This window comes from Massilia psychrophila (assembly GCF_002760665.1).
Classification (GTDB): domain Bacteria; phylum Pseudomonadota; class Gammaproteobacteria; order Burkholderiales; family Burkholderiaceae_D; genus JAFCUW01.
The window spans coordinates 1-18,679 of sequence record NZ_PDOB01000057.1 but is presented as its reverse complement, the minus strand read 5'-3'; the positions used below and the strand labels follow the sequence as shown (position 1 = coordinate 18,679).

Sequence of the window (18,679 nt, the reverse complement as noted above, 5' to 3'; positions counted from 1 at the left end):
GCCGCCCTGCAGGCCAGGGCGGCGGCGGCCTACCGCGCCGAGCAGCAGCGCGCGCGCGTCGAACTGGCCGCGCGCGCGCGGGCCGAACTGGCGGTGCTGATGCCGTCGCCCGGCAGCCCGGTGGCGGACAACCGGGGCGTGCTGCGTGACGCTTTCATCGACGGTGTCGACGGTGTCGGGGATGGCTGCACCGGCCCGGAACTGGTGCTGATCCCGACCGGCCGCTTCCAGATGGGCTCGCCCGAGCACGAACGTCGGAAATCGCAAGAGGCCGGGTCGCAAAAGGCCTGGCTCGAGCGCGAGACGCCGCAGCACTGGGTCGGTATCGAGCAATCGTTCGCGCTGGGCCGTTATCCGGTGACGGTGGGCCAGTGGCGCCAGTTCGCCGACGCCACCGGCTGGCAGCCGCAGGGCGGCTTCGACCCGGCCGCGCCTGGCTTTGCGCAGGGCATGGACCATCCGGTGGTGGGCGTGAGCTGGAACGACGCCCAGCAGTATCTAGCTTGGCTTAACAGCATGACGGGCCAGGTTTACCGCTTGCCGAGCGAAGTGGAATGGGAGTACGCCTGCCGGGCCGGCACCCGCACCGCGTTCAGCTTCGGCGACACCATCAGCGCGCAACTGGCCAACTACGACGCCAACCACAGTTACAACGGCAGCCCGCCTGGCGCCTTTCGTGCGGGCACCAGCCGCGTCGGCGAATTCGCCCCTAACCCATGGGGGCTGTACGACATGCACGGCAACGTGTGGGAGTGGACCCAGGACGTGGTGCACGATAATTACGACGGCGCGCCGAACACCGGCCAGGCATGGGAAGACGGAGGAGGGGACGCGGCAGGCCGCGACCCGCCGCGCCGCATCTTGCGCGGCGGCGCCTGGCAGTACAACCCGCGTTACCTGCGCTCGGCGGTGCGCAACGGTTCGGCTGCCGCCCTCAGCAACGCCATCATCGGATTCCGGGTCGCCCGCAACCTGGCCTGACATTTGGTGTAGATTGTCAGCCAAGCTGCCTCACCTAAAGGAATTGTATGTCGATCACCGTCACCCGCGACCTGGCCCAGCCGATGCGTCACATCGTTCAGGTGCGCGACCACCAGTTCGCCATCGACGGCAGCGTCGAGGAAGGCGGCCTCGATGCGGGACCGTCGCCGCACGACCTGTACGACGCCGCGCTCATCTCGTGCCAGGCACTGACATTGGTCTGGTACGCCAGGCGCAAGGCGATCCCGCTGGCGGACGTGCGCATTACGGTCGAACGCGACGCCAGTGCCGAGCGCCAGGGCGTGTACCGGCTGGCAACCACGCTTTTCTTGGGCGGCGCGTTGTCCGAGGCGCAGCGCCAGGAGTTCTTGAGCGTAGCGGCGAAGTGCCCGGTGCACAAGCTGATGACGTTTGTTACGACCGAAATCACCACCGTGCTGGCCCCGGCATGCGCATTGGGCACGCCTGAATCCACGGGGAACTTTGAGGTCGCGGAAGGGCACTAACGAGGGTTCAACCGTGGAAAGGAAATGCTGTGAAAATCCCTGACAATATCCGTATTCCGGTGCTGGTCTTTGCACTGCAGGCGGTGCTGCTGGCCGGTTGCGCAATGGTATTTTTGGTACTCATTCCACGCACCTGAGGACGCACCTGAGCCACGTGTAAGCGGACTCACGCATGCACGCACGCACGCCTTGCCGATGTGGCGCTTCTTTTTGCCCGCTGCGGCCCAGGCGTGGCGCAACCATTGTGTGCGTGCATGTTTTCGACATAGCCGCTGTCGAGGTTGCCAAAAATGATCTGGCGCACCGTTTCGATCATGTGGCGGCGCCCGTCCGGCAGCGAGGCGAGGTATTCGGCAACGGTCGGTGCGGATGATTGCGCCTGGTTCTAGGCAGTGTGCATGTCGTGCGTGAGCGCATTGTGCAACTGGCTGGACGGGCTGCGGATGATCCAGCATTCCGGGTACGGGGCGCTGGCGAAGCGGGTATGGCGCGGGAACTGGCTGAGGCGCTCGAGCGGCACGGCCGGGCCCAATGGGGTCTCGACACCGCTCACCGGGTCGAGGTGCCAGAAGCCGCCGTTCTGGTGGAACAGCAGCGGCATGGCAGTGGCGCGCGGCTCACTCGGGTAAGGCGGCAAAGGAAACCCGGGATGGCGCCCCGGTTCGAGGAAATAAAAACACTCGGCAAATTCGCCCGGGCCGATACGGTGCATGACGACGCCGTGCGGCAGCAGCGCCGTGACAGCCAGCACGACGATGCCCTTGATGCTGGCGGTTAATTCGATCCGCATGCCCAGGCGCAGCGGCACCGGCGTGTTCTTGCCCGGCCAGACACCGTCGAGCAGCACGCCGTAGCGCGACACGTCCTCGATTTCGAACCCGCGGCTGCCGCGCCGGATGACGGCATGGCGGCCCGACAGCCGGCGTGTCAGGCCGCTGCAGTCCTGGCCATCGTCGCCATAGTGGGCCAGCAGCACGTCGCTTTGCGGATCGTATTGTTCCCAGCGGCCCAGCACGCATTCCCCAAGCGCGAACAGGCGGACCTGGCGCTGCGCCCCCGCTTCCGGCGCGGCGTTGACCAGGCAGGCGCAGCTGGCTGGAAATGGATGCATCGCCGGCGGCGCCGGCACGTCGATCTCGATCAGGTCCTCGTCCCACGCGATGGTAGAAAAGCCCAGGTCGACTTTGCCGGCCCCCGCGTCGAGGTTCAGGTGGGCAATCGAGGCGTTGCGCGCGGTGACGTCGATATCGAGGCGGCCGCCGCCCGTATGCGCGTTGACCCTGGCGATCGAGGCATCGTCGGCGATTACCCGCACGTTCTTGTGGGTCGACAGGAAAGTTTGGTGTATTTCGGTCAGCGTGGCGTCCGCGCGCGGCACCAGGATGACCATCGTGCAGACCCAGCGGGTGGCGGCGTGGCCCTCCGCCTGGCAGTTCAGCTCGCAGTTCAGCTCGCAATTCAGCTTGCAATTAAGCTCGACCTCGATCTGGTATTGCCCGTGTTCCTTGCCGCGCGAGGAAAATTCGATGTATTGCGCGCGCCAGTCGCCGCGCAAGGTGCGTGCAAACGCATGACGGCTGCCTGCCTGCGCAATCAGCGCCGAGTGCAACTGCATCGTGACCAGCGGCGCGGCGCCGGCGGGCATGCCGCGCAGCTCGATCTTGATGGTCTGGCGCCCGCCGGCCGCGCGCGGGTCGAAACCGCTGACGTGCAGGTGGGGACGCTGCGCAATGGCGAAAACGTCAGCGCCGGTCGGGCGCGCTGGTGCGTTCCGAGCGGGACCGGCATTGCGCTGCGCGCTGATCAAGTCGAAACTTGTCGGCGGCGGCGGCGGCGGCGCGGGGCGCGTTGCGGCAGGGCCGCTAACAGCATGGCCACTGGCGCAGCAGGCATCCCCTGGCATCACCCACAAGGTGCAATGCGGATGATCGGGACTACGACATTTTTTCATGATAACGTTGGTCGGACAGCGACATAAAAGCTTACCTCTGTTTACCGGGATTTCGGCAAAGCAACAGCTATAGAGTGTAACATTTGTTTCTGTATGGCACTTAAATTGTTGATCGTTTGCGCCCTGTTTCAAGCGTAAGTGTCGTCGCCAGGGTCCGTTTCCGGTGCCGATTCGAGGACCGGGCGCAGCACGATGGCGGTGATGTTATCGATATGCAGGCCCGGCGGCGGGCGGCTGTTTATTTCTTCAAACAATAAAACAAGCATCGCGCGCGCGTTGCGTCCGCGCGACAGCAGGGCCGGCCAGCGGCCGACCCACAGGTGCGGCTCAAAGCAGGCCCAGAAGCCGTCGGTCGCCAGCACGTACACCGCGTCCGGACGCAACACGAGCGTGCGGCGATCCGGCAGGTGGCGCAGGAACGGCGGCAGCGTCGACGCCGACAGATCGAACAAAGGATCGCTCAGCATGGCGGGGTTGGCGAACGCGTTGCCGAGAATGAAAGCCTGGGCGATCTGCGAACGGTGCTCGCCGTGCACTTGCTGCCACCATTCGTGTTCGCCCAGCACCCCGGCCATGGCAAACGCGGTGGCCGGCACGTGGTCCACCGTCAGCGGGAACACCCGATCCACGGTGATTTCATACAGCCTGGAATCGCCGACGTGGTACAGCAACGGCGGCTGCCCGGGCGGCAGTTCCATCAAGGTCAGGGTGGTGCCGGGGCGCCTGGCACGCTCGCCGGCGCCGTAGTCGCCATTGGCATCGGCGAACTGACGTTGCAGGCGTGCGTGCAGCGCGTCGAGGTACGCTGCCAGTTCCGGCAGCGCCGTGCATGGCGGGATGGCGAGCAGGCCGGCGGCGACCGCTTCCGCCGCTTGCCGGCCCTGACCGTGGCCGCCCATGCCGTCGAGCACCGCCAGGCGGACGTGGCCCGCCGTCCAGCCGGCGACCTCGACCTGCCGCAGCTTCTGTCCGTCCAGCAAGGCGGCGCGGCCGTGCGCGTCGATCAGCAGGAAATTGTCCTGGTTTTCGAGCGGCGAGCCCGGGTCCGCGCCCGCGCCGGTGGCGGCTGCGATGTCGAGGTGGGGGCCGAAGTGCAGCGTGTCGTGGGCGGCGAGTATCTGGAATGGCGACATCGGGCAAGCAGGCAGTCAGAATAACAATACCGATAGCTTACTACCGCAGCCGCGTTTTTTAAACGACGATTAGAGCGGTTTTCCCTGTTTGCGGGTGGCCAGCGCGATGGCGTTGACGATAACGCAGGCACCGGCCGTGGCGAACGCTGCCTGCACGCCGAAATGATCGGCCACCCGGCCCCAGACCAGGCTGCCGACGGTATAACCGAACGCCATCACGAACAGGTAGATCGACAAGGTGCGCGCGCGGATGTTGACCGGGAACGACAATTGCGCCGCGGCGTTGAGGGTCGACACGGTGGCCGACCAGGCCATGCCGCCGCACACGATCACCGGCACCAGCACCACCAGCGAACGGGCAAACGACAGCGTGATCAGCATTGCGCCGTAGACCAGCAGCGCGCACGCCAGCAGGCGCGTTTTGTCGATCCGGGTGCGCAGGCCCGGCAGGATGAAGGCGGCGACCACCGCACCGGCGCCCAGGCTGCCCATCAGTGTGCCGAACACGCTCGAATTCATCCGCAGGACGTCGCGCACGAACACCGGCAGCAGGCCGGCAAACGAGATGGTGGCGAAAAACACGGTGCAGACGTTGAGCAGGATATGGCGGTAGCGGCTGCAACCGAGGGCGCTCGACAGTCCGGCTCTGAGGCTGTCGAGGAACGGCGTGCTGGTCACGGTGCCAGGCAGGCGTTCCTGCCACCAGGCCCAGTACACGGCCAGCAGGCCGACGAAAGAAATGGCGTTGGCGAGAAACAGCGCGCCCGGGCCGATCCAGTTGAACAACACGCCACCGAGCGCCGGCCCGACGATCGCGGCGACGTTGTAGGACAGGTTGTTGAGGGTTGCCGCGGCCTCGACCTCGTCGGCTTCGACCAGGCCTGACGAGGTCGCCTGCCAGGCCGGCCAGATGAAGGCCGAACCGGTGCCCAGGCAAAACGTCAGCGCCAGCACGGACAGCGTCGACGCGTGGCCGGTAATGACCAGGCCGGCAAGCACGCAGGCGCACACCGCCATGAATAAGTTGCAATAAAACAAAAACTTCGGCCGGTCGACGGCATCCGCAACCACGCCGGCGAACAGGGCGAACAGGAAGATCGGCACGTAGGTGGCGGTCTGGACGAAAGCGCTGGTCGATGCCGATTGCGCCAGCGACGCGATCAGCCAGGCCGAAGCGAAGGTCTGGATCCAGGTGCCGAGGTTGGAGACCAGGTTGGCGGTCCATAAGCGCCGAAAAAGCGCGTGGCGCAGCGGTTGCGACAACGGCACTTTTTGGCGCAGGGGCAGAGCCGGCAGCGGGATGGACAAACTATCTTTGGACATGGTGAAATCAGTGTACGGAGGCCTAGTGCCCAACGTCAACGTTCTTTTCGGCATTGCCTGGCGATGCATGGTATTTTCATGGTATTGCCAACGTGACATATTGATAAACATGCTGATCAGGCCGATCCAGGAAAACGATGTTCCCGCAGTGGCTTGCCTGCTGAAGGTGCTGGCGCGGCAGTTCATCGTCAACGAGTCGACGCCCGAAGGAGCGGCAACGTTCTTGCGCGAGAACGACGAGGGCGCGATCCGCCGCTATATCGCCATCGGCCACGTTTACCATGTGGCCGAGCAGGACGGCGAAATCGCCGGCTTTGTCGCGCTGCGCGAGCGTAGCCACCTGTTTCACATGTTTGTCGGCGCGCGCTGGCAGCGCCAGGGCGTCGGGCGGCAGTTATGGGAAACGGCGCGGGTCGCCGCCATTGCCGCCGGCGGCAGCGGCGCGTTTACCGTCAACGCATCGAACTTCGCGGTGCCGGTGTACCAGGCGCTGGGGTTTGCCAGGACAGCGCCGATGCAGTTGCTGAAAGGCCTGTTCTACAATCCGATGGCGCTTGGCGCGAATCGATGAACCTGTTCTCAAGGGCGGCTCGCGCCGATGAAACGCTGGCAATCTGGCAGCGTACTAATCCGTTTCCGTGGCAAGCGCACCCTTCTGTTTTTGCCGCGGGGCGGCTGGTGCCGACAGCTCGTCGGCCCGCCGCAGCCATAGGCTGCTGACCCATCCGGTAATTTGCCTGCCTTCGATCCTGGCGCTCACTTCCCACCAGTCGCCCTCGCGCGCGCCGGTCGTCGTCACCAGGGTCTTTGGCGGCACCACGACAAGGCGCCGCGTGCCCGTGCCGCCGGCGGCGCGCAGGTTCAGGTGTTCGAACACGCGGTAGGTGCGCCCGGCAGCCGCGGCGCCCGGCCGAATCGCAACGAGCACGGCGACAGGGGCTGGCTCGCTGGTCTTCATCGATGCCATCGCCGGCGCCGGCGGTAACATAGACAACAGCGGCAACAGCGGCAACAGCGACAACATCAGGCTGCCCAAGCCCCAGGTGCCGGCGGCCAGGATCGCCAGCGCGCGCAGGTTTGGCCGCCGCCACCACCGGCGCGGCGTCAGGAACGCCGCCAGCACCAGCGTGAGCGCGAGGCCCAGGGCAAACGTGCCGATCATGTAAGCCATGCCTTCGCCGTTACGCGTCGAAGCGCAGCACATAGTGGCCGGCAACGAGGTGATGGCCCGGCGGCAGCGTGTATGGCCGGTCGACGCTGGCGTCGCCGATGCTGGCGACGAACTGCATCTGCTCGTCGAGGTGGAACAGCGCCTGGGTCGACGCCAGCCGGCCGATCTGGTAACAGGCGTTAGCGCCAGCGCCGGCTGCCTCGAAGCTGAACGCGTTGCGCGACAAGCCGATGCGATCGGCGCTGGCGCTGTCGAAGCCCTCCTTGCGCTGAAGGAAACGGGCCGAATCGAGTACCCGCAGCGCGGCCAGCATCGGCGCGCTGCGGCCGAACACGAAACGCGCGCCGCTAGCGACCGGTACGCCGACCGGCTGCGGCAGGCAGAGCATGGCGCAGTAGCGCTCGGCCATGGCGGGCGCCACCGCGGCCAGTTTGACGCAGAGCGCGTCGACCGGCGTGAAGCTGGCCGGTGCGCTGATGCGCTCGCGCCCGGCACTGGTGACGACGTGCAGCGCGTCGGCGCAATCGACGGCGAAGCTGATCACCGCATCGTCGGCGCTGGCCGCCAGTGCCAGCGTCGAATCGAGGCCGATTTCGAGCGCCAGCGCGCCGGTATCGCGGTAGCGCGACAGGCGCGGCAGCGCCAGTGCGACGAGGGTCACGCACTGCTGCGCGATCGGCGCGATCGGCGCATAGGTGGCGTCGGCCTCAAACGACGCCGGCCGATGGCTGAACGGCAGCGCCGTCTGCTCGGCTTCGTCGGCCGTCCTGGCCCTGGTTTTCCACGCCGTGGCAGGGGCAAGCTGGATCGGCGCGCAAGCCGGCTGGCCGGGTGCTGCGGCCAGCCGCGTGATCTTCATCAACAGCCGGCTGTCGTCGGCGTCGGCGCGCTTCGACTTGATGGTGTAGTAGCCGCCAAGCGGATCGAAACTGCAATCGAAGCCGCCTTTCGGGCGCACCTGCACTTCGATCGGCGCGTCCGGGCCATCGTTGATCAACAGGACGGCGGCGTCGAGGCCGAACGGCCAGCCCGGGACCGCGTGGCTGGCGCAATTGTCGTCGTGGCCGATCAGCGCCAGGCGCTGGGTCGGGTAGATCGGGCAGACCGGTTTCCAGACGGCGCTGTCGCGCGAGGTGGTGACGGTGTAGAGGACCTTTTCGCCGGGTGCCGGCAGGTACACCGCGTGGCCGAACTTGACCTCGACCTGGCCCGGCTCGAGCGCGTCGGCGCCCACCACGTCGTAGCGCACCTCGTCGGCGCCGAGCAGGTCGCCGAAATCTTTCTGGTGCAGCGCGGCGAGCGATTGCGCCAGGTCGCGTGCGCGCGCGCCGCGCGTGAGGTGGCGGTCGTCGTCGACCTCGTCCTGCGGCAGCATCAGCGTGACGTGCGAAAAGCAGCGCGTGGCGGCGCGTCCGCGATGCTCGCGTGGCGAGCGTTCGAGCAGGTCGCGCAGCAGCGGCTTGCGCGAAAACAGCGCCAGGCCCGGCGCCTGCCACAGCGCCTCGGCGTTGAAAACATCGGGCACCTTGCCTAGCATTTCGTGTTGCACATAGACCGGCATGACTAAATCTCCTCTGGTGATTGGGCACTGATCGCACTAAACGTTAGCAGGGGGCAGATGAAAAACAGCAGGTGGCTGCCGCCGGCGGACAGGAAGCTCATGGGCTGGCCCATGACGGGAAAAATTGCCAGGTTGGTGCCCCATGACAGCAAAAAGTGGCCCAGCACGAAGGCGCCGCCGCCGCACAGCGTGAAGCAGTGCAAGCGCCCCACCCAGGCCTGGCGGAAATCGCGCGCCGTGCCGGAGGCGGCGTAGGAACGCGCCGCCGTCTGCAGCAGGCCGACCAAAAACAGCACCTGCAGCGTCCACAGCGCCAGCGCGCCGAACAGGCCATGGCGGTTGATAAAAAACGACGGCGCGAAATCGTCCTGCACTTGCGGGATGTGCAGCGAGCTGCCGGCCGTCTGGCCGAGCGTGGTGATGCCGAGCAGATGGTCCGGGCCCCACCAGCCGCCTTCGGCTATGGCGCGTGCGCCCAGCAGCAGTTGCTGGCCGGTGTGGGGATGACTGGCCGGGTCGAGCCAGACCAGGAAGCGGTCGGCGTAAAAACTCCCTTGCGAGGCAAGCTGCGATACGTCGCCGGCGTTGCGCAGCCAGGCGATGGCGGCCACGCCAAGGCAGGCCAGGGCGACGACAGCGCCGGTGGCGGCGTGCCTGCGCGATGCGATCGACCAGGCCAGCGCCATCGCCATGCTCCACACGACGAGCAGGATCAGCGGCGAATAGTCGTCCACCTGCACCAGGGCCAGGCCAAGCAGCGCGATGAATAGCAGCGCCGGCGCGGCCAGCCGGAACCAGCGCCGCGACGGCCTGGCGCGCTCCGGCATGGCGGCGTCCCAGCCGAGACCGACGGCGATGCAATGGGCCGTCAGCACCGTCAGCGCCAGCTTGGCCAGTTCCACCGGCTGCAGGTCGAACACGCCGGTCTCGTCGCCCAACAACACCTGCAGCAGCAGCGCCGCCAGCGCGGCGCTGGCCAACCAGCCAAGCATCCATTCGAGGCGCGATTGCGCCAGCATGGGCGCGCGTGTGCCGCCCTGCATGCGCAGCCGCAGCAGGGCGCCGATGCCGAGACCGATCGCCAGCAGCGCCGTGGTTTTCTGGTAGTGGCGCAGCCAGGACGACTCCATCGCGCCAAGCCCGAGTTCGAGCTGGGCGAGCAAGCCGACGGCGAGCAGCAGGATGCCGGCCGCGGTGGCCAGCGCCAGGCGGCCGGGCAGCAGCAGATGGCACCAGAGCGCGGCGCAACCGAGCAGGAGCGAGATACCGGCGCCGGGCGGCGTGCCGGCGCGCGCAAGCAGCAGCGCGCCCACGCCGGCAATTGCCAGCAGGGCGGCGCCGAAACTGGCGGCGCGCACGCCGGCGCCTACTTCACGCACAAACGGCCAGCGCCCGCGCTGCCAAGCCAGTGCGCCCCACAATGCCAGCGCACAGCACAGGCCGGGCGCGACCCACCAGCCCGAGCCTTTTGTCAGTGTCAATATCAGCGTCAGCGCCCACGCCTGGCGCTGTTGCCATTGCCATTGCACCTGCGGCGGCAGCGCCACGCGCGCATCCGAAAACAGCGCGACGTGGCTGGCCGGGCGCAGCTGGAGGGCCTTGCCGTCACTGCGCACGGCAAACCGGGTGTGACCGGCCACCAGCGACGTCACGCCTTCCAGCGGCACCTCAATGCGGGCCAGGTCGATCTCGATGGCGCCGGCACCAGGCGCCAGCATCAGCGGCGCGCGCGCGCCGGAGCCGCTTGACAGCAGCAGCAGTCCATCGACGCGCGCCAGCGTGGCGCTGCCAGGTTCGACGTGTCCGAGTCCAAGCCGGTTGCCGCAATACAGGTTGCCGCCGAAAGTGAGCGGGCGCGCCAGCGTCAGGCCAGGAAGCGCCAGCCGGTTCCAGGCGGCGGCAAGCCGCCCGCTGACAGCCGTGTTCAGGCAGGGCGGCTGCGCGCTGCCGTCGCGCAGCAAGGTGGCGCCGTCGTAGCGCCAGCGCTGGCCGCCGCCGGAAAACGACACCGCTCCCGCGCCTGCGGCATCGACCGCATCGACCGCATCGACCGAAAAGAGCGTCGCGCCGATGCGAAAACGCTGCCCCGCAGCAAGGGCGACGCTGCCGGCGCGGTGCTCGCGCGCGCCTCGTTGCAGCAACAGTTGCTTCGCACCGCTGACGTTGCGCGCGAACCAACGGCCCGATGCGTCGCGGCGCAGTCCCAGGTGCTGCTGGTCGGCCCGTGGCGCTGCCAGTTCCTGCTGTCCCAGCGTAATCGATTCGCCGGGCTCGAGGTCGACGAAGATCACGGCCGGCGACCACGCCGCAGGTGAGCGCCACAGCGACAGCAACTGCAGCGTGCATAACAGCGCGAGCAGGCCGGCGGCGACGGCGAACCCGGTGACGCCGCGGACCGCATATCCGGTCATGGCGAAGCGCGGGAGGGCGAACCCGGGGTGCGCGCGCCGGCGCCTCATGCATAGCTCCGCTGTTCGGCCTTGCTCGCCGCACTGTCCGCACTGTCCGCACTGTCCGCACTGTTCGCACTGTTCGCGCCCGCGCGAATGCCGGCAATCATGCGGCTGATGGCGATGGCGTGCGGCGGCCTGGCGCCTGGATCAGCGCTCAACAGGCTGCGTAGCAGCGTGAGCGCCAGTGCCGGCGCGGCGCGAGCGGTTCCGGCCGCGCACCAGGTCGCGTCCTGCGCGCCGCCGGTCCGGTCGAGGCCTGCAATCCGCGCCAAAAACAGCGCCGCCTCGTCCTCCATCAGGGTTGCCGGAATGGCGCCGCCGTGGCGTTCGCGCAGCATGGTGGCGCCCCCCGCCTGGTGGTCGCGGTAGGCCTGGCCGCAGTCTCGGCAAAACCGCAGCGGCAGCCCGCCTGTGACGAGGAAGTAAAACATGGCGCCGAGCGCAAAATAGTCGCTGCGCGCGTCTGTCAGGTAGCCTTGGGCCGCGCCAGGGAAGAACTGTTCCGGCGCCTGCCAGTTGGCGGTGCCGGCGTAGCTGTGCGCGCTGCGGTCGGCGAGCCGGCGGTTGGTGCCGAAATCGGCCAGCTTGACGCTGCCGCGGCGCGCCTCGAACAGCACGTTGGACGGCTTCAGGTCGAGGTAGCGCCAGCCGTACTGGTGCACCTTGGCGAGCGCCTGGTTCACTTGCGCCAGCCAGTCGAGCGCCTGGGCGAACGGGATGACGCGCCCGAGTGCGCGTTCGCGCGCGACGTGCTTGCCGAGATCGCCGTCGAGCAGTTCCAGCGCCATCACCGGCAGGCCCAGGTAGACGCCGCAATCGAGCAGGCGCACCAAGTGGCGCTCGTCCCACGGTGCGAGCGATCGCAAAAAAGCGATTTCCTGGTTGGCGCTGGCGATCCAGCGCGCGCGCTGGCCCGGTTCGGCGCGCGCCATCTGCTGCCGGTTGATCAGCTTGAGGGCGACGCGGGGACCCGCGGGAAGCCGTTCGGCGCACCAGACGATGCCGTAGGCGGAGCCTGCCAGCGGTTCGCGCAAGCGGTAGCTGGCCGCTTCGAGTGTAATGACTGCGCCCGCTTCGAGCATGCTTTCCCCTTGTCCGCGTTGTCCGTGTTGTTCATGTAACGGCGACTGCCGTCAGCGTTCATTAGCCGGGGGCGAAGGAAAAACGGGAAAAAAAGCCGCCCGGCTGCCCGGACGGCGATTTTGATGTGACGCAAGCGGTGCGCAAGCACCTCGCTTGATTAACGATAGTAACCATAGCCGTGGCCATGGCCATGGCCATTGCCATGGCCACGACCGTGGCGGCCGCCGCGGTGGCCGCCATAATAATCGCGGCCGCCGCCCACGTACACGACTGCCGAGGGCTCGTTGTAGTAGTAGGTAGGCGCCGGCTGATAATATACCGGACGCGACTCCTGGACATACACCGGCGCCGGCTGGTAGTAGCTGTCGCGGTCATCGTAATAGGTGGTGCGGGTGTCTGTATAGGTGCTACGGTTGTCGTAGCCGTTGCGGTTGTCGTAGCCGTTACGGTTATCGTAATAACTATTCCGGTTGTTGTAGTAACCGTTGCGGTTGTCGCTCGTGCTGATCGAGTTGCCAACTGCCGCACCGAGTACGCCGCCGACGATGGCGCCATTGCGGCCGCCCGTGTTGTGGCCGATCGCAGCCCCGATCAGCGCGCCGACAACGGTATTGGCGCCGCGGTCTTGCGCCATTGCCGTCGACGAGACGGCCGTTGCGGCCAGAAGCACCGCGCCCAGTATTGTTTTGTTCAACATGGCGTTTCCTCTTGCCTCGAGCTGGATCGGGATGATCGTGTAAAGCGCTGGGCAGATAGTTACTATAGCGAGTCCAACATCGGGCGCTATTGTTAATACAGAATCTTACAACTGCTGTATCGGCTGTCACATTCGTGGCGCGGTAACATGCGTGGTCCATCTGCTTGAACATCGGCGGGAACGCCCCATCTGCCATAGCCTACCCGGACGTTTTAGGAACCTGCCATGCCCCGCCGCGCTTTTCTCACCGTTGCCATCCTGCTCGCGTTGCTGCACCTGTATATCGGCTGGCGCCTGATCCCGGCGATGCGCCTTGCCACCGGCGGCGCCGTGATTGGCATGGCGCTGCTGGCGGCGTCAATCCTGCTGGTTGCCACCGGCTTGTTCGCATCGACCCTGAAGCGATTTCGATGGGCCGAACAGCTGACCTGGGCCGGCTTGCTGGCGATGGGCTTCTTTTCGTCGCTGCTGGTGCTCACCGTGCTGCGCGACGTGGCGCTGCTGGCCCTGGCAGTGGTGGATGGGAGATTTGGTCCGGCAGCGATCGAACGCGCCAGCGCCATTGGCGTGCCGTTGCTGGCGCTGGCGGTGACCCTGGTCGGCCTGGTCAATGCGCGCCGGGTTGCCCGGGTGGTCGACATCGAGGTGCCGATCGCCGGCCTGCCGGCCGCGTTCGACGGCTATTCGATCGTGCAGATATCCGACATCCACGTCGGCCCGACCATCAAGCGCGGCTACCTGAACGCGATCGTCAACCGGGTCAACGCGCTCAAACCCAACGCCATCGCCATTACCGGCGACCTGGTCGACGGCAGCGTGCAACGCCTCGGCCTGCACACGGCCCCACTCGAGCGCCTGGCCGCCCGCGACGGCACGTTTTTTGTCACCGGCAATCATGAGTATTATTCCGGCGTGGACCAGTGGATCGACGAACTGCGCCGGCTCGGCCTGACGGTGCTGATCAACCAGCACGTGGTGTTCGAGCGTGCCGGCGACGCCCTGATGATCGCCGGCGTGACAGATTTCTCGGCCCACCATTTCGACCAATCGCACCGCAGCGACCCGCACGCGGCGGCGTCCGGCGCCCCGGCCAACGTCAAAACCCGCGTGCTGCTGGCGCATCAGCCGCGCAGCGCCGAGGCGGCGGCCGACGCCGGCTTCGATCTGCAGTTGTCCGGCCACACCCACGGCGGCCAGTTCTTCCCGTGGAACCTGTTCGTGCCCTTGCAGCAGCCCTACACTGCGGGCCTGAACCGCCTGCGCTCGCTGTGGGTCTACACCAGCCGCGGTACCGGTTACTGGGGCCCGCCGAAACGCTTCGGGGCGCCGTCCGAAATCACCCGCGTGACGCTGGTACGCCCGCTGGCGGCGTAAACACAGCGCCAGAAACACCTGCAGACCAGCGCGAGATGCGATATTGTTGGAATCCTCATAACCCCACCGAAGGATTCGCTGCATGAATCGCACCCTGTTTCACAAGCCGCACCGCACCGCCGCCATGACAATTGCCGCCGGCATGCTGGCAGGAAACGTGTTCGCCGCCACGCCCGGCAACGACCCGGCCGCGCTGGCGCAGATCCGCGACGCCGCGTTGAAAAGCGACTGGGCCTGGGAACGCACGGCCGACCTGACCGACCTGATCGGCCCACGCTTGTCCGGCTCAAACGGCGCTGCCGCCGCGGTGACCCAGGTGGCCGAAGCGATGCGCAAAATCGGGGCGACGGTGACGCTGCAGCCGGTCAAGGTGCCGCACTGGGTGCGCGGCCTCGAAAGCGCCACACTGGTGGAATACGCCGGGCGTCCGGCCGGCCTGTCGCAAAAGGTGGTGTTGAGCGCGCTCGGCGGCTCCGGGGCGACTGCCGCCGCCGGTCTGACCGCCCAGGTGATCGTGGTGCACGACTTCGATGAACTGAAGGCGCGTGCGGCGCAAGTCAAGGGCCGCATCGTGCTGTTCGACGTCGCTTTTGACCAGCAGATGGCCGACCACGGCCTGGCCGGCCAGGCCTACGGGCAGGTCGTCCAGTACCGCGGCATGGGCACCCGCCTGGCCGCGGAAATGGGGGCGGCGGCGGTGCTGGTGCGATCAAGCGGCGGCGCCGATTTCAGGCTGCCGCATACCGGTTCGAGCGGCTTGCAGGACGGCGCCCGCATTCCGGCCGCCGCCGTATCGGCCGAGGACGCGATGCTGATGACGCGCCTGGCCAGGCGCGGCCCGCTCAGCATGCACCTGACCTTGACTCCGCAGACGCTGCCTGACGCCGACAGCTTCAACGTCATCGCCGATTTCCCCGGCACCGACAAGGGCGACGAAATCGTCATCGTCTCCGGCCATCTCGATTCATGGGACCTGGCGACCGGCGCCAATGACGACGCCACCGGCGTCGCCAGCGCGATGGCGGTGATCGACACGCTCAAGAAACTCGACTTCCGGCCGCGCCGCACGATCCGCGTGATCGCCTGGATGAACGAAGAAAATGGCGGGCGCGGTGCGCAAGTCTACCTCGATGCCAACCGGGTGATCGCCGAAAAGCATTTTGCCGCGATCGAAAACGACCAGGGTTCGGGCCGCGTGTTCGGCATGCGCACCAGCGTCGGCGTGGAAGCGATGACGCAGTTCGCCGGCCTGAAGGCGGCGCTGCTGCCGATGAAAGCGGCGGCGCTGCAGCGCGCCGATGTATTGGGTACGGGCGACCTGCACGGGCTGGAAGCTGCCGGCGTGCCGAGCTTTTCGCCGCTGATCGACGCCTCGACCTATTTCAACTACCACCACACCGCGGCCGACACGCTCGACAAGGTCAAGCCGGAGGAGTTGCGCCGCCATGTCGCGGTAATGGCCGTGACTACCTGGTACCTGGCCAACATGGAGCAGCCGATCGGCCGCGCCAATGTGCCGCCGCAGGGCAGGGGGCGCTGACCGGTTTTCCCGGTTTTCCAACGCAGCTGCGAAAAAACCCGGCATGTAGCCGGGTTTTACGGGAGTTAAGCTGCACTGTGCGGCTGAAAAACCGCGCAAGGTCATGCCTACAGGTTCAGCTTCGGCAGGTAGCCGCCCGGGATAATCCCGAAAACGGACAGGACCATCAGGATCAGCAAGATGATGAAAAGCACGCGTACGATCTGCGCCACCGGGGCAGGCAGTGGCAGCAGGCTGACCAGCCACCAGATGAGCCCGAAAATGACGAGATAGACAATGAGGCTGATAAGTACGTTCATTTTTTTCCTCTATGGCGTGAATGGCAAGTTGTCGGATTAGACAATTGTGACGATAGCAAAATTTTGAAAGTCGGACTGTGCGATAGGGCACGTACGGTCCCTGCCGGCAATGCAGAAATCGCGGACAAAGGCGCGGCTCGTTGCTGATCTGCCCGTTGGCTAAGCCATTGAACCGCTGAACCGCGGAACCGTCAATCGATAGGAATCCGGCGTACCGCGCGGGCGCGGCCGTGAAACTGGCGGCCGTACATGGTCTGGATACCGCTCGACCAGTTCTGCCCCCATACCAGCTGGGACCGGGCTTCCGATGGCTCGCTCGACCAGTACCATTCGCGCTGGAACTGTTCTTTACAGTTAGCGAACAGCAACGCCAGTTCGCGCCGGCTCGGCAGGCCGCCGCCCAGCGAACCGGCCCACGTGCCTGCGGCGGACCAGGTGACGTCAGACGCGTCCCCCGCCAGCAACACGAGATGATGGTCGGGCGCGCCGTTTTTCCCAAGAATCAGGCCGGCATAGGTTTCACCGTCCTGCAAGACTTGCCTGACTGATTCTAACGTGCTCATGCGCGCCTTCCTTCGCTTCGCGAACCTGGATACAGCACGTATGACCTGTTTCGGTGCCGCTTAGTTGCCGTGTTTGACGATGCGCGCACGCGCAAACGCAAATTTACTTCGAACTCCGGTCAGACACCCGCCGTAATTTCTCTAGAACACTCTGCGCGTCGACGACGAGACCTGTTTCAGCGGTCCCTCGCGCGCCGCCAGCACCGGGCTGCGCACGAGAGAGCGCTGGTCGCAACGGCAGCAGAGGATGTGTTGACTGCCCGGAAATACTATGCGCATCCACCAGGTCCGGGCAATCCAGCGCGTGAAGTCGGAACCGCAGTCAGGACATAGTTGCATGATTTTTTCCGGCAAGAGTATAAACCGAAATGATGGGTGGAGTGGCAACATTGCGTCGCACGATACGGCGGCCGGGTGTTGCCAGTTTTTTGCCAGGCGCCGGCGCATCAGCAGCATCGCGCCCAAGGCCAGCGCCAGCAACGGCGCGGTGCCCGGCGTTGGCACATTCGACACAATGGCCCCGATGACGTCATTGCCGCAGGTTTCGCCTTACGCAGGCGGAGCAGGCGCGGGCGTTGCTGAAACAGTTGCAGTGATCGGGTTGGCGCGGACGGGCAACGGCCGAAACGGTAATTGTCAACAATAATACCCGCGCTGCTCATGGGACTTGCCCGGCTGATGTGTAACGCCATCCGCAGCGGTTTTAGCGAGAGTAACGACGGCGTTCCGAAGCGTGCCCCCAACGACATCGGCTCGTCCCTGTTCGCCCTCGTCCCGTTTTCAGGTTCGTGTGCGAATGGCAGGATGCAACGGTGCAGCGGCGATTACTCCAACTTCTCGTCCTCTTGTTGTGCCTGTTTCATCGCCTCGGGCTCAAGGACTTCTGCAACCCGATTGAACCAGATAAAGGCGCCCCACCCAATCAGCAAGATGCCCACCGAAATAAGGATGGTGGCGGCGTGCGGCAATAATTCCGGCTTTTCATGCAGCGCCTTGAAGGTAGCGACCATGCCTTCAACGGCCAGCGCGACCACCACCACCACCAAAAATCGCGAGAGGTAGCGGCGCACCCTCGTCGGCGCGCTTATTTGTACGTTGCGGATTACCTCCTCCTCAATAATCGTCTGCGCAATCTGCAGTGCCACCACCGCGACCGCCAACAGGCCGATGGTCTCAATGATGGCCTCGGCGGCTACCTGTGGAGCCGCACCGACGGCGCTCCAGCCAGTTTTGATTGCAATTAATAACAGCATGAGCGAGACCCCCACAAACAGCGCAGCGACCACCGCGTGAACCGCAGCGAAGAAACCCATCAGCCATTTCATCGATTTACCTGTCTGGTTCGATTAAATATGTATATGAAAATGAAAATGAAGATGAACACAGCACCCGAATTGGCACCAGCTTGGCCGCCTCGGCCTTGAACTCCGGTGTGTAGGTGGTTCACTTCACGTTGTTCTACATTTGACCAGCTTATCAAATGGAAGTGTCCGAAAATGTCAGGCTACCTCACCCGGTTGTTCATATCTCATTTCAAATTTTTGCAGTTACCATTAAAAATGCCCTGCTTTTGATAGTATCCCGCGCTATCCCGTGTGCACCGCGTAACACAACAAAAAACCCGCACTCACTATGAGAGAGGCGGGTCTCGATGTTGTATGGCAATATATGAGGCAAGTTCCTGGTAGCGCTCGGGATGTTCGTGGCCGCGACCAGGACGGTATTCGAACAGTACAACTGGATGCTCGCTGTCGAGCGCCGTGCGGTAGACCCACATGTAGGACTGGTTTTGCGTGCGGCGCCCGTCTTCCTTGAGCACCTGCACCGTGGTTTCGTCGCCGTGAATCACCGGGCAGGCCAGCAGGACGCGCCGCATGGCCTGGTACAGCGGCGCGAACAGCACGCCCGACTTGATGACCCATTGCGACAGCGTGGTGCGCGCCACGTCCACCTCGCCGCGCAGCAAGACCTCGTGCAGGCGATACATGGGCAGGCCATCGGCGTACTTGGCGGTGAGTATCGTAGCCACCGTCGCCGGGCTGGC

Annotated in this window: 20 protein-coding genes; 6 read left to right on the top strand and 14 right to left on the bottom strand. The window is 65.6% G+C overall.

Going from position 1 to position 18,679, the window contains the following annotated elements:
- Nucleotides 1-981, top strand: a 981-nt coding sequence (locus CR103_RS20980) for a formylglycine-generating enzyme family protein (RefSeq protein WP_143752699.1), incomplete at its 5' end; no start/stop codon positions are given.
- Between the two features lie 47 nt (nt 982-1,028).
- Complete coding sequence (locus CR103_RS20975) at nt 1,029-1,487, top strand: OsmC family protein (RefSeq protein ID WP_099917850.1); 459 nt, start codon at nt 1,029-1,031, stop codon at nt 1,485-1,487.
- A gap of 166 nt (nt 1,488-1,653) precedes the next feature.
- On the opposite strand, the gene CR103_RS22935 is transcribed toward CR103_RS20975, so the two are convergent.
- From CR103_RS22935 to CR103_RS20960, 4 genes are all read right to left on the bottom strand, one after another.
- On the bottom strand, nt 1,654-1,803 hold the full coding sequence (locus CR103_RS22935; RefSeq protein WP_180279483.1) for a hypothetical protein: 150 nt from the start codon (nt 1,801-1,803) through the stop codon (nt 1,654-1,656).
- 69 nt (nt 1,804-1,872) lie between these two features.
- Nucleotides 1,873-3,438 carry an FHA domain-containing protein gene (locus CR103_RS20970; protein WP_229443758.1) on the bottom strand — a complete coding sequence of 522 codons (1,566 nt, stop codon included), beginning with the start codon at nt 3,436-3,438 and terminating at the stop codon, nt 1,873-1,875.
- A 128-nt stretch (nt 3,439-3,566) separates the two neighbouring features.
- A complete protein-coding gene (locus CR103_RS20965) occupies nt 3,567-4,571 on the bottom strand; it encodes a PP2C family protein-serine/threonine phosphatase (protein WP_099917848.1) in 1,005 nt (334 codons plus the stop codon).
- Nucleotides 4,572-4,640: 69 nt separating this feature from the next.
- Nucleotides 4,641-5,894: an MFS transporter gene (locus CR103_RS20960; protein WP_099917847.1), complete on the bottom strand. Its 1,254-nt coding sequence runs from the start codon at nt 5,892-5,894 to the stop codon at nt 4,641-4,643.
- Nucleotides 5,895-6,003: 109 nt separating this feature from the next.
- Here CR103_RS20960 and CR103_RS20955 point away from each other — a divergent pair, with 109 nt between their 5' ends.
- Nucleotides 6,004-6,465, top strand: a complete 462-nt coding sequence (locus CR103_RS20955; protein WP_099917846.1) for a GNAT family N-acetyltransferase — start codon at nt 6,004-6,006, stop codon at nt 6,463-6,465.
- A gap of 54 nt (nt 6,466-6,519) precedes the next feature.
- Here CR103_RS20955 and CR103_RS20950 read toward each other — a convergent pair whose 3' ends face one another.
- The 5 genes from CR103_RS20950 to CR103_RS22300 all read right to left on the bottom strand — a co-directional run bounded on the left by CR103_RS20950 (nt 6,520) and on the right by CR103_RS22300 (nt 12,859).
- Nucleotides 6,520-7,065: an SH3 domain-containing protein gene (locus tag CR103_RS20950; protein WP_099917851.1), complete on the bottom strand. Its 546-nt coding sequence runs from the start codon at nt 7,063-7,065 to the stop codon at nt 6,520-6,522.
- Nucleotides 7,066-7,075: 10 nt separating this feature from the next.
- Nucleotides 7,076-8,626: a hypothetical protein gene (locus CR103_RS20945; RefSeq protein WP_099917845.1), complete on the bottom strand. Its 1,551-nt coding sequence runs from the start codon at nt 8,624-8,626 to the stop codon at nt 7,076-7,078.
- Between the two features lie 2 nt (nt 8,627-8,628).
- Complete coding sequence (locus tag CR103_RS20940) at nt 8,629-11,085, bottom strand: FtsW/RodA/SpoVE family cell cycle protein (RefSeq protein WP_229443756.1); 2,457 nt, start codon at nt 11,083-11,085, stop codon at nt 8,629-8,631.
- Nucleotides 11,082-12,161, bottom strand: coding sequence for a protein kinase domain-containing protein (locus CR103_RS20935; protein WP_099917843.1), 1,080 nt, complete (start codon nt 12,159-12,161; stop codon nt 11,082-11,084). The genes CR103_RS20940 and CR103_RS20935 overlap by 4 nt, the downstream gene beginning before the upstream one ends.
- Nucleotides 12,162-12,319: 158 nt before the next feature.
- A complete protein-coding gene (locus CR103_RS22300; RefSeq protein WP_143752698.1) occupies nt 12,320-12,859 on the bottom strand; it encodes a YMGG-like glycine zipper-containing protein in 540 nt (179 codons plus the stop codon).
- A gap of 225 nt (nt 12,860-13,084) precedes the next feature.
- Here CR103_RS22300 and CR103_RS20925 point away from each other — a divergent pair, with 225 nt between their 5' ends.
- Nucleotides 13,085-14,233, top strand: a complete 1,149-nt coding sequence (locus CR103_RS20925) for a metallophosphoesterase (RefSeq protein WP_099917842.1) — start codon at nt 13,085-13,087, stop codon at nt 14,231-14,233.
- 82 nt (nt 14,234-14,315) lie between these two features.
- A complete protein-coding gene (locus CR103_RS20920; protein WP_099917841.1) occupies nt 14,316-15,773 on the top strand; it encodes a M20/M25/M40 family metallo-hydrolase in 1,458 nt (485 codons plus the stop codon).
- A 107-nt stretch (nt 15,774-15,880) separates the two neighbouring features.
- On the opposite strand, the gene CR103_RS20915 is transcribed toward CR103_RS20920, so the two are convergent.
- From CR103_RS20915 to CR103_RS22930, 3 genes are all read right to left on the bottom strand, one after another.
- Nucleotides 15,881-16,072, bottom strand: coding sequence for a Thivi_2564 family membrane protein (locus tag CR103_RS20915; RefSeq protein WP_099917840.1), 192 nt, complete (start codon nt 16,070-16,072; stop codon nt 15,881-15,883).
- A 191-nt stretch (nt 16,073-16,263) separates the two neighbouring features.
- The gene (locus tag CR103_RS20910) at nt 16,264-16,635 is read right to left on the bottom strand and encodes an Lcl C-terminal domain-containing protein (RefSeq protein WP_099917839.1); all 372 of its coding nucleotides are present in this window, start codon (nt 16,633-16,635) and stop codon (nt 16,264-16,266) included.
- A 141-nt stretch (nt 16,636-16,776) separates the two neighbouring features.
- Nucleotides 16,777-16,974, bottom strand: a complete 198-nt coding sequence (locus CR103_RS22930; RefSeq protein ID WP_180279482.1) for a hypothetical protein — start codon at nt 16,972-16,974, stop codon at nt 16,777-16,779.
- Here CR103_RS22930 and CR103_RS22925 point away from each other — a divergent pair.
- The gene (locus CR103_RS22925; protein ID WP_180279481.1) at nt 16,973-17,281 is read left to right on the top strand and encodes a hypothetical protein; all 309 of its coding nucleotides are present in this window, start codon (nt 16,973-16,975) and stop codon (nt 17,279-17,281) included. The genes CR103_RS22930 and CR103_RS22925 overlap by 2 nt on opposite strands.
- A gap of 178 nt (nt 17,282-17,459) precedes the next feature.
- On the opposite strand, the gene CR103_RS20900 is transcribed toward CR103_RS22925, so the two are convergent.
- Both CR103_RS20900 and CR103_RS20895 read right to left on the bottom strand, forming a co-directional pair.
- Nucleotides 17,460-17,960 (bottom strand): hypothetical protein, encoded by a 501-nt coding sequence (locus tag CR103_RS20900; protein WP_099917837.1) that lies wholly within the window; start codon nt 17,958-17,960, stop codon nt 17,460-17,462.
- A gap of 305 nt (nt 17,961-18,265) precedes the next feature.
- Nucleotides 18,266-18,679: IS66 family transposase (locus CR103_RS20895; protein WP_143752697.1), on the bottom strand; the 414-nt coding region annotated here is incomplete at its 5' end.

What these genes read in the sequence shown, in the direction of transcription:
- CR103_RS20975 (WP_099917850.1), top strand. Translation starts at nt 1,029, where the DNA reads ATGTCGATCACCGTCACCCGCGACCTGGCCCAGCCGATGCGTCACATC.
- CR103_RS22935 (WP_180279483.1), bottom strand. Translation starts at nt 1,803, where the DNA reads ATGATCGAAACGGTGCGCCAGATCATTTTTGGCAACCTCGACAGCGGC.
- CR103_RS20970 (WP_229443758.1), bottom strand. Translation starts at nt 3,438, where the DNA reads ATGAAAAAATGTCGTAGTCCCGATCATCCGCATTGCACCTTGTGGGTG.
- CR103_RS20965 (WP_099917848.1), bottom strand. Translation starts at nt 4,571, where the DNA reads ATGTCGCCATTCCAGATACTCGCCGCCCACGACACGCTGCACTTCGGC.
- CR103_RS20960 (WP_099917847.1), bottom strand. Translation starts at nt 5,894, where the DNA reads ATGTCCAAAGATAGTTTGTCCATCCCGCTGCCGGCTCTGCCCCTGCGC.
- CR103_RS20955 (WP_099917846.1), top strand. Translation starts at nt 6,004, where the DNA reads ATGCTGATCAGGCCGATCCAGGAAAACGATGTTCCCGCAGTGGCTTGC.
- CR103_RS20950 (WP_099917851.1), bottom strand. Translation starts at nt 7,065, where the DNA reads ATGGCTTACATGATCGGCACGTTTGCCCTGGGCCTCGCGCTCACGCTG.
- CR103_RS20945 (WP_099917845.1), bottom strand. Translation starts at nt 8,626, where the DNA reads ATGCCGGTCTATGTGCAACACGAAATGCTAGGCAAGGTGCCCGATGTT.
- CR103_RS20940 (WP_229443756.1), bottom strand. Translation starts at nt 11,085, where the DNA reads ATGAGGCGCCGGCGCGCGCACCCCGGGTTCGCCCTCCCGCGCTTCGCC.
- CR103_RS20935 (WP_099917843.1), bottom strand. Translation starts at nt 12,161, where the DNA reads ATGCTCGAAGCGGGCGCAGTCATTACACTCGAAGCGGCCAGCTACCGC.
- CR103_RS22300 (WP_143752698.1), bottom strand. Translation starts at nt 12,859, where the DNA reads ATGTTGAACAAAACAATACTGGGCGCGGTGCTTCTGGCCGCAACGGCC.
- CR103_RS20925 (WP_099917842.1), top strand. Translation starts at nt 13,085, where the DNA reads ATGCCCCGCCGCGCTTTTCTCACCGTTGCCATCCTGCTCGCGTTGCTG.
- CR103_RS20920 (WP_099917841.1), top strand. Translation starts at nt 14,316, where the DNA reads ATGAATCGCACCCTGTTTCACAAGCCGCACCGCACCGCCGCCATGACA.
- CR103_RS20915 (WP_099917840.1), bottom strand. Translation starts at nt 16,072, where the DNA reads ATGAACGTACTTATCAGCCTCATTGTCTATCTCGTCATTTTCGGGCTC.
- CR103_RS20910 (WP_099917839.1), bottom strand. Translation starts at nt 16,635, where the DNA reads ATGAGCACGTTAGAATCAGTCAGGCAAGTCTTGCAGGACGGTGAAACC.
- CR103_RS22925 (WP_180279481.1), top strand. Translation starts at nt 16,973, where the DNA reads ATGATTTTTTCCGGCAAGAGTATAAACCGAAATGATGGGTGGAGTGGC.
- CR103_RS22930 (WP_180279482.1), bottom strand. Translation starts at nt 16,974, where the DNA reads ATGCAACTATGTCCTGACTGCGGTTCCGACTTCACGCGCTGGATTGCC.
- CR103_RS20900 (WP_099917837.1), bottom strand. Translation starts at nt 17,960, where the DNA reads ATGAAATGGCTGATGGGTTTCTTCGCTGCGGTTCACGCGGTGGTCGCT.